The organism is Anaerococcus tetradius ATCC 35098 (genome assembly GCF_000159095.1).
Classification (GTDB): Bacteria; Bacillota; Clostridia; order Tissierellales; family Peptoniphilaceae; genus Anaerococcus; species Anaerococcus tetradius.
Genome location: NZ_GG666296.1, coordinates 326,964 through 335,996, shown reverse-complemented (window position 1 = coordinate 335,996; position 9,033 = coordinate 326,964). Strand labels below are relative to the sequence as shown.

General features: G+C 36.4%; 9 protein-coding genes. All 9 read right to left on the bottom strand.

The window, feature by feature from the left end; genetic code table 11:
• Positions 1 to 2,178 precede the first annotated feature (2,178 nt).
• Entirely contained in the window at positions 2,179 to 2,730 is a 552-nt protein-coding gene (locus HMPREF0077_RS04730) for a DUF3793 family protein (RefSeq protein WP_004836831.1), read from the bottom strand.
• Entirely contained in the window at positions 2,727 to 3,161 is a 435-nt protein-coding gene (locus HMPREF0077_RS04725) for a flavodoxin (RefSeq protein WP_004836830.1), read from the bottom strand. Before HMPREF0077_RS04725 ends, HMPREF0077_RS04730 begins: the two co-directional genes overlap by 4 nt.
• Positions 3,162 to 3,269: 108 nt before the next feature.
• Positions 3,270 to 3,434 carry a hypothetical protein gene (locus tag HMPREF0077_RS10625; protein WP_004836829.1) on the bottom strand — a complete coding sequence of 55 codons (165 nt, stop codon included), beginning with the start codon at positions 3,432 to 3,434 and terminating at the stop codon, positions 3,270 to 3,272.
• 70 nt (positions 3,435 to 3,504) lie between these two features.
• The gene (feoB, locus tag HMPREF0077_RS04720; RefSeq protein WP_004836828.1) at positions 3,505 to 5,655 is read right to left on the bottom strand and encodes a ferrous iron transport protein B; all 2,151 of its coding nucleotides are present in this window, start codon (positions 5,653 to 5,655) and stop codon (positions 3,505 to 3,507) included.
• Positions 5,652 to 5,879 carry a FeoA family protein gene (locus tag HMPREF0077_RS04715; RefSeq protein ID WP_004836827.1) on the bottom strand — a complete coding sequence of 76 codons (228 nt, stop codon included), beginning with the start codon at positions 5,877 to 5,879 and terminating at the stop codon, positions 5,652 to 5,654. Before HMPREF0077_RS04715 ends, feoB begins: the two co-directional genes overlap by 4 nt.
• Positions 5,880 to 6,098: a FeoA family protein gene (locus tag HMPREF0077_RS04710; protein WP_004836826.1), complete on the bottom strand. Its 219-nt coding sequence runs from the start codon at positions 6,096 to 6,098 to the stop codon at positions 5,880 to 5,882.
• A gap of 900 nt (positions 6,099 to 6,998) precedes the next feature.
• Entirely contained in the window at positions 6,999 to 7,775 is a 777-nt protein-coding gene (locus HMPREF0077_RS04705; RefSeq protein ID WP_004836824.1) for a pepsin/retropepsin-like aspartic protease family protein, read from the bottom strand.
• A gap of 84 nt (positions 7,776 to 7,859) precedes the next feature.
• The gene (locus tag HMPREF0077_RS04700) at positions 7,860 to 8,282 is read right to left on the bottom strand and encodes a hypothetical protein (protein ID WP_004836823.1); all 423 of its coding nucleotides are present in this window, start codon (positions 8,280 to 8,282) and stop codon (positions 7,860 to 7,862) included.
• A gap of 10 nt (positions 8,283 to 8,292) precedes the next feature.
• Entirely contained in the window at positions 8,293 to 9,018 is a 726-nt protein-coding gene (locus HMPREF0077_RS04695; RefSeq protein ID WP_004836822.1) for a TraX family protein, read from the bottom strand.
• Positions 9,019 to 9,033 lie beyond the last annotated feature (15 nt).

Genomic DNA, 9,033 nt, shown 5'->3' with positions numbered 1-9,033 from the left:
TTTTCTTCTCCTGAGTCTGCTATTCTTATTGATGTTGGCATTTGTTTTGGCTTTTTGGCCATGGATATGGCATAGACATTGGTTGGTATGCACATAGTGATGGCTAGGGTCAAGGAAAATAGCTTGACCATAAACTCTCTAATTCTTCTCTTCATACTTCTTCCCTCCGATAATAAGTGCTTATAAAAGTGCAAGGATGGGGTCCTTATTTCAAAATTCCATACTTGCTACATAAATTTATTAATTACTGTACTAAGTTAAATAGAGAAAATATCCTTAGTATCCTTCTTATTATTATTTTAACTGATATCTAAAATAAATACAATACTTTTTAGGATTATTTTTATATCATTTTATCAAAAACCCAATATGTCTAAAAATTTTTCAATAAAGTTATAAAATAACTGTCATTTAGGCAAGGTGTCGCAAAAGCTATGAACTTTGCCTTTTTTTGAAAGCTTTTGGGGGTTGATATTTGAAGATTCTTTTAACCTTGCATAAGTTTTAAACATACTTATTTAATAAAGTCGTTAATAAATCATCCTACTCGTTAAAAATTTTAGATAAATTGTTGGCATCTAGGAGACGGCTTAAAAAGGGAAATGTTTTTAACTTCCTTCTATATATAAACATATATATTATAAGCTTCTTTCTTAGTGCTTTTTATTTTGTTTATAAAGATTATAAGACTTTGGGCTTTGGGGTGCTGATTAGAAAGAGCTAATCTTAAATCTAAATCTGCTTGTAGGAGTTGACATACTAAGAGTTTGCCACTTTTATTAGGACACACCATCTGACCTAGGAAGAAGCCATGCTTTTATATGAGGATATCCTTGAATATTCGTTGGCTTGGGGCTTAGATTTACCTGTTAGATTTCTCCTCACTTCGTTCGTTCGAAATGACAGGAGGGGTATGTTCGTTCGGATGACAGATGGGTATGTTCGTTCGTATTTACAGGAGGGTATGTTCCTACTACATGACACACTCTCATCCTAAGGAGTATTAGTTAGAAATGACACATAGTGTCATCCCTAATGGAATGGTCACAGAGAGCAAAGCGAGCTGATGAAATTGCTTATTCTAGGCTTTTCGAGATGAGCATTTAGCTTATAGAGTGAATCCGAAAATACCGTTGAGGAGTGATAGCGACGTGAGGATTTCTTTTTTTGATATCATAGTTTTTCTTGACTCTTACAATTACTAGGGAGATTTCTCCTCACTGCGTTCGTTCGCAATGACAGGAGGGGTATGTTCGTTCGGATTTACAGAAGGTAATATTCGTAATACATGACACACTGTCATCCTTAATGGAATTGTCACAGAGAGCAAAGCGTGCTGATGAAATTCCTTATTCGAGACTTTTCGAAATGAGCATTTATCCTATAAAGCGAATCCGGAAACTACCGTCGAGGAGCGATAGAGACGTGAGGATCTCTTTTTTTGACGTCATAGTTTTTCTTGAATCTTACAATTACTAGGGAGATTTCTCCTCACTGCGTTCGTTCGAAATGACAGGAGGGGTATGTTCGTTCGGATTTACAGAAGGTAATATTCGTAATACATGACGCACCGTAATCCTTAATGGAATTGTCACAAGGAGCAAAGCGAGCTGATGAAATTGCTTATTCGAGGCTTTTCGAGATTAGCATTTAGCTTATAAAGCGAATCCGAAAACTACCGTTGAGGAGTGATAGCGACGTGAGGATCTCTTTTTTTGACGTCATAGTTTTTCTTGACTCTTACAATTACTAGGGAGATTTCTCCTCACTGCGTTCGTTCGAAATGACAGGAGGGGTATGTTCGTTCGGATTTACAGAAGGTAATATTCGTAATACATGACACACTGTTATCCTAAGGAATATTAGTTCGAACTGACAGGAGGGGTATGTTAGTTCGAAATGACAAATTGGTATGTTCGTTCGGATTTATAGTGGGGTATTGTTGGATTGATAGAGATGGGGACTTGGTTGGATTGATAGAGATGGGGACTTGGTTGGATTGACAGAAAGAGCTGTTTGTTTGAAATTGAAATAGAGTTCCTATTCGTTTGTTTTTTAGAGAGGCTTTTTGTGTAGGACTTCTTGGGCTTTTGTGGCTATTATTATGTATAAGAAAACTGCCCTAGGAGTTGGGCAGTTGCATTCTAATATTATAGTATGTTTTGTAGATTTTTTAATTTAGCTGACTAATTTACTTATTGGGCATCCCTCCTTGAGCAAGTTTATATTTCTGATCTTTGTTTGTTGATATGAGTTAAAGATCTTTTGTTTTTTTTCTTTTTCTGAATAGACTTTCCATGTTCCATTTAAGATGAAGTTTTGGCCCTTATTTTCGATAAAGGCCTTAACATCATCTAGGGGATAGCCTAGAAAGAGTCCTATCTCGTGAGGAAAGTCCTGTATTCGTAGTCTTTGAGATAGGGTTTTTAGGCATGAATCGATATTGTTACTATTATAGCCTAGTTGTTCAATGAATGATTGGATTTCCTCATCTTGGAGGATTTTTTCTAGTTGGTTTTTTCTATATACTAGGACTAGGTAACCCTTATTCTTTTTGGCTATTAGTCTAAAGTGCAAGTCGCATGAGGGACATTTTTTGATACACCCTTGCCAAGTTTTGATCAGACACCTTACATAGCTTGTATCTTCTGATCTTATTTGGAAGAGATTTGCTGCTTTTATTCCCGCAAGGACTGGGGATGCGTGATAGACTAGTAGATCCTCTCTCATTTTATTTTTTCTAATAGACTCTTAGCAAGTGCTCTTACTTGATCAAGAGCTTCATCGTCTGGATCGTCATAGGCAATGAGACCATCAGCTGCAAGGTTGATTCCGTCATCTTTGCATCTTTCTTGCCAGTCATACATCCATTGGCCATCATTCCATTCATAAGAGCCGAAGATTACTGTTGGTTTGTTTTCTAGATCGTTTTCTACTTCTTCAAACATTGGTTCGAATTCGCCATCTTCTAGTTGTTCATTTCCCATTGCTGGACATCCAAAAGCAAATCCATCGAAGTCTGCGATATTGTCTTTGCTAAATTCTCCAGCGAAGAATAGTTCTGCTTCTTGTCCTTCTGCCTTAACTGCTTCAAGAAATGTTTCTGCCATCTTTTCTGTGTGACCTGTTCCTGACCAATATATTACTGCTACTTTTGCCATTTTTTTATTCTCCTTTAATTTTCAAAATTTTTATGTTAACTTCATCTGGTGATGATAGTGATAACCTTTATCAGTATTTTTCTAAAAAAAATTAAGTTTCCTTAATTTTTAGCATCCACAACCACATGATGAGTGGTGATCTTTCTTTGATGAGTCAAAAGCTGTGCAGTCCTTGCATCCAGCATGGCCATCTTCTGCTATAAATCTTGTGTAAATTACATAGGCACATATAGCAAGAATTATTATAAGTAAAATTATTGATTGTATGTTCATATTGTTCTCCTTTTTTTTAGGGAAGAGCCCTCCTCCAAGCCTATGATAGGCTTTGAGAAAGTAGTTGGTATTAAGCTGCGGATTGTTCGTAGCTTAATGCTTTCTTTCCTTTGGATGGTTTTCTAATTAATAGATAGATTAGTAGGATTAATCCTGCGAAGCCAAGGATTGTTCCAATGTTGAATATTCCGTATAGGATGAGGTTTGCTATGTTGTAGAATATGAGAGATACTAGGTAAGCAAAGCACATTTGATAAGCTATTGTTAGGGCTGTCCATTTGTTATCTGCCATTTCTGTCTTGATAGCTCCTACTGCTGCGAAGCATGGCATGCAGAGCATATTGAATAATAGGAAGGAGTATCCTGCTACTGGTGTTGCTAGGGCGTGGTTGAAGGCTGTTAGTAATTCTTGTGATTCTTCAGTTACTTCTGCACCTAGACCAAGTACAACTCCCATTGTTGCTACTACGTTCTCTTTGGCAACGAAGCCTGTGATTGTAGCAACTGTTGCTTGCCATGAATCAAAGCCGACTGGCTTAAAGATTACAGCAATGATTGATCCTAAGCTTGCAAGGATTGATGATTCTGTGTCAGCTTCAACTAGGTTTAGACTGAAGTCGAAGTTAGACAAGACCCAAATAACTATTGTTGATAGGAATATTACTGTTCCAGCTCTTTTTGCGTAAGCTTTAGATTTGTTGTAGACATCTGTTACGACTGATTTTGCTCTTGGAGCATGGTAAGGAGGTAATTCCATTATGAATGGTGCTGGATCAGCTTGTAATTCCTTGAATTTCTTTAGGATGATACCAGAAACAACTATACTAGCAATACCTATCATGTAGAATGAGAAGGATACTAGAGCTGAGTGTTCTGGGAAGAATGCACCTATGATTAGGGCAATTACTGGTAGTTTAGCAGAGCATGGCATGAAGGTTGATGTCATGATTGTGATTTTTCTATCTCTGTCAGACTCTATTGTTCTTGATGCTTGGACACCTGGTACACCACATCCTGTTGCTATCATGGCTGGGATGAAAGATTTACCTGAAAGTCCAAATCTTCTGAAGACTCTGTCCATGACGAAGGCAACCCTTGCCATGTATCCGACATCTTCTAGGATACTTAGGAGGGCAAATAGTACCATCATTTGTGGTAGGAAGCCAAGTACAGCTCCAACACCGGCGATGATACCATCTGTAACAAGTGAATGAAGAACTGGGTTAATGCCCATAGCATCCATTGTGCTAGAAGCCCAAGGAGTAAGGGTGTCTTCGAAGAAGCCATTTACCGCGTCTGTTCCCATAGTTCCTGGTGCTTTTTGATATACTGACAAGAAGTAAACTAAGAACATTACTAGGGCAAAGATTGGTAGACCAAAAATTCTGCTAGTAACAATCTTATCTATCTTATCAGTTATTGATAGTTTTGGTTTTGCTTTTACAAGAACTTCGCTTGAAAGTTCTTCTAGATTTGCATATCTTGCTGAAGTTATGATACTTTCTGCATTATCTTCTTCTTTTTGTTCGTATTCTTCTCTGATTTTAGCTACAGCATTAAGATCTGATGTTGAAATATTTAAGTGTTCTAGGCTTTCCTCGTCATTTTCGAAAAGCTTAATTGCATAATATCTTGATAATTTGTCATCAATTTTTTTAGAATAATCATTTTCAATCTTAGCTAAAACTTCTTCAAGTTCATCATCAAAAACAAGTGGCTTTGGACTAACATTTTTATCCTTTAGCTCAACTGCTTCTTTGATTAGCTTATCAATACCTTGGCTTTTCATAGCGACAATTTCTACGATTGGACAAGAAAGCTTCTTTGATAGGGCTTCTACGTCAATCTTATCACCCTTAGCCTTTACTATATCCATCATGTTTAGGGCTATAATAACTGGAATATTAAGCTCTAACAATTGGCTAGTTAGGTAGAGGTTTCTAACTAGGTTTGAACCATCGACTAAGTTTATGATTAGGTCTGGTCTTTCACCAACTAGATATTGTCTACTAACAACTTCTTCCATTGTGTATGGAGAAAGTGAATAAATACCTGGAAGGTCTTCGATTATTATATCTTTGTGACCCCTAAGGACACCTTGTTTCTTATCTACAGTTACCCCTGGCCAGTTACCAACTCTTTGATTAGAACCTGTTAGGTCATTGAAAAGTGTGGTTTTACCTGAGTTTGGGTTTCCTGCGAGTGCTATTTTATAAGTCATATCTCTTCCACCTCAATATTCTTTGCATCTTCTTTTCTGATAGTAAGTTCATATCCTCTGAGGCTGATTTGGATAGGATCTCCCAAAGGTGCGACCTTTCTTATGTACAACTCGGTACTCTTAGTAATACCCATATCCATAATTCTTCTTTTTGTAGGTGAATCTCCTTTGATTTTGCCTACCTTAACAGTCTTTCCAACTGCCACTTGATCTAAAGTTTTCATCTAAATCTCCTTAACTATAATTCGTTTAGCCAAATCCTTGCTCAAGGCAAAGCGGTTGCCATCAATAACAAAAATATAGTTCATCCCATCAAATTTTTGTAAGCTAATGATTCTGCCCTTGGCAAAACCAAGATTGTTCAAATGTTTTTTGACAGCATCTGTCCCCTTGATGTTGACAATTTCTGCTGTTTCGCCTTCATTTAATAATGTTAGTGGCATAAGATCTCCAATCTATATGTTAATTACATTTTTTTTTAGAAATATTGTAATTTAACTAAATTTTCATTTGTTAACCTCTAGCTATAATATATCACATTAAGAAATAATAATCAATATCAAAAGAAAATAATTTTTATTTTCATTGTTTTGTTGAAATACTGGGTTTGTTAATGTTTTCTTGGCTTAAATTCATGAAAAAATCGGAAATAAATTTTCGATTTAGAAAATTTTCTTTAAAAAATTTTATATTCTTGAAATAATTTGGGTACTCATTAATTGTTTTTGCTTTTTATAAGACTTGTTAGTTGGATTGCCCTATTGGAAAGAAAGCTCGCTTAAAGGAGCAAAGGCTAGGTTAGAATTTCTTTTTTTGACGTCTTATTGTTACTTAACTTTTAGACTTGCTTGTGAGATTCCTCGCTTCCCCGTTTAAGCTCTGTCGGAATGACAGGACGGACTGTCATACAGAGGTGAGGAGCAACACCCCATGTCATCCCGAATGAGCAAGCAAGCTTTCGAGGAGGGATCTCTTTCTTTGTCGACTTTTTTCTCCTTGACTCTTAGACTTACTTGTGAGATTTCTCCTCACTTCATTCGTTCGAAATGACAGGAGGAATGTTCGTACTACATGACACACGTCATCCTAAGGAATATTAGTTGGAATGACAGTAGGTGGCCGTTCGTTCACTTTCCTTCATTGTGGAAAGAAATATTAGAAAAGACTGTGGATGAGCATTCATATGAAATAAAAAGTGTGGGGTGTTAAGGCTTAGTTATTGGGGTTTATCATAATTTTTACGGGAAAGACTTATAAAATATTATAAGAAAAAGGAGTGGCTATTCGTTTTTACAGGATGATATGTCAGTCGACTGTTTTTTCGAATTTCCACTCTTTATTTTTTAGTTTCTCACTCTTATGTAGCCCATAGGGTTATAGAGAGCCCAGGATGTGTTTCTTAGGAGGTCTGCTCCGAATACTATTTGGATGTCTTTGTCATTTAGGGCTTTTTCTACTTGGCTTGTTGGTAGGTGGACTTGGTTTTCATCTATGGTGAAGGTGAATTTGCTTTCATAGAGGACTTCGTCTTCTTCTATGCCTAGTAGATCAATGGTTTGTTTTACATCTTCGTTTTCTACTCGCATGGTCTTTGCTATATTTTCAGAAATTATAGTGAGGGGACGAGATGTGTCTATAGCTGCCTTGTAGGTTTTTTTGTTAAAGATTAGCTTAAAGACTGGGGTATTGTCCTTGCCTTTTCTTGTTTGCCTTTTGATATCTGAGCTTTGGACTTCGAATTGACCCTTTCTTAAATCTCCCCTAAAGACTAGTTGGCTTATGATATTCCAACCTAGGATTATGTCTGCTGGGAATTTGTTGCCAAACTGGTCATCTTTAAGCTTGATTACTTGGTCTTTGCAGATTACAACTGGCACGTCAAGAAGTTTTAGGGCTCCTAGGGTCATTGATGAGAGTTTCGCCCTCCTGAAGCCCCTTTCTTTGTCAATTGCTTCTTTGTCTATGTATGTTATGTCAAGTTCTTTTGCTAGGCTTTCTGGTATTAGGGTGTTTCCCCTTGTGTCAAACATAGCTGTTACAGGTTTTTTGTCTACTAGAATGCCGATAAATATATAGTTTAGGTATTTTTGATCTGATACTGGTATTGGTGTAAATTCCATTGGGACTCCTTTTGTTATTCTTATTAATATTATAACATATATTTACATTTTAAAAATCCCACTAGTTGGGATTTTCTTGTGGGATTAGTTGATATTTATTTCTTGGTCAAGTCTTTGGATAAGCTCTTCAATGTTTTGCCTAAAGTCCCTAAGCTCAGCAAGTTTTTTCTTGATTTCGCCATTTACCCTAAGGTCGGTAAAGATGTTATCGAAGAATACGTCGAAGAAGTTATCCTCCATGGTGTCGGATATTTCTAGGGGTAGGGAAATGTCGACATCTTTTAGTTCTTTTCTGAGCTCTTCTAATTCCAGAGTCATTCTTTCGATTTCCTTGTTGGCTTTTTTGATTTTGCTTCTTTTCATTAAGCTTGTTATTCCTTCTCCTCCAAGGAGGTCAAAAAGTGACCAGTTTGATGCCGATTTTAGAAAGTTAAGGGCTTCATCTGTGCTTTTTAAGACGACTTGTGCTTTTTCTTTTGCTTCTTGCAATTCTTGTAATCTTGCCATAAATACTCCTTTAAATGTTAAGATATATTCTAAGTAGTCCCAATATTAGGATATGAACTGGATAAAATAGATAGTTTATCCATTTGTTTTGCTTGCCTCTTTTTCCATTATAGCAAATTGTAAGGGCGAATCCCAAAAAAGAATATAGCTCCTTGATTATCGAAAGATAGGCAAGGCCTGCCGAAAGAATCGGATAATCGTAGAATATATAGAAGATGTAGGCTAAGATTATGGCGTGGTAGTCATAGTCTAGGCTTAGAAACATCGCTATAAAAGAAAAGGCTATTACGATTATTATTGATCCTATATACCAGATATATCTACTTCTTATTTTTGTTTTTAGGCTATCAATAATCCATATTGTTATAAGGCAAAGGGCTAGGGTAAACATCATGTTGTTCCAGTAGGGATCGAAAAGCTCTTTGGATGTGAATAGGTCGAAGGGGATTTCTGATATAAGGCCAAATATTAGGAGATTAAGGAGGTATTTAGCCCTTGATTTCGTCTTAAAGTATCCCTCAACTATAAAAAATATGAAGATTGGAAAGGCTATCCTTCCTAGGATGGATAGGAAATTGGATAGGTAAAGGAGAAAGCCCCTACCATCTAAGAATGGCGTAATTAGAGCGTTATTTACATGGTCTATTAGCATTGATAAGAATGCTATATATTTTAGGCTAGCTCCGTCTAATATTTGTATTTTTTTGATTTTTGTATGATCAAAGCGTTTTTGCATAAATCTCCTTTTTTG

What these genes read in the sequence shown, in the direction of transcription:
- HMPREF0077_RS04710 (WP_004836826.1), bottom strand. Translation starts at nt 6,098, where the DNA reads ATGCCACTAACATTATTAAATGAAGGCGAAACAGCAGAAATTGTCAAC.
- HMPREF0077_RS10625 (WP_004836829.1), bottom strand. Translation starts at nt 3,434, where the DNA reads ATGAACATACAATCAATAATTTTACTTATAATAATTCTTGCTATATGT.
- HMPREF0077_RS04695 (WP_004836822.1), bottom strand. Translation starts at nt 9,018, where the DNA reads ATGCAAAAACGCTTTGATCATACAAAAATCAAAAAAATACAAATATTA.
- HMPREF0077_RS04725 (WP_004836830.1), bottom strand. Translation starts at nt 3,161, where the DNA reads ATGGCAAAAGTAGCAGTAATATATTGGTCAGGAACAGGTCACACAGAA.
- HMPREF0077_RS04730 (WP_004836831.1), bottom strand. Translation starts at nt 2,730, where the DNA reads ATGAGAGAGGATCTACTAGTCTATCACGCATCCCCAGTCCTTGCGGGA.
- HMPREF0077_RS04715 (WP_004836827.1), bottom strand. Translation starts at nt 5,879, where the DNA reads ATGAAAACTTTAGATCAAGTGGCAGTTGGAAAGACTGTTAAGGTAGGC.
- HMPREF0077_RS04705 (WP_004836824.1), bottom strand. Translation starts at nt 7,775, where the DNA reads ATGGAATTTACACCAATACCAGTATCAGATCAAAAATACCTAAACTAT.
- feoB (WP_004836828.1), bottom strand. Translation starts at nt 5,655, where the DNA reads ATGACTTATAAAATAGCACTCGCAGGAAACCCAAACTCAGGTAAAACC.
- HMPREF0077_RS04700 (WP_004836823.1), bottom strand. Translation starts at nt 8,282, where the DNA reads ATGGCAAGATTACAAGAATTGCAAGAAGCAAAAGAAAAAGCACAAGTC.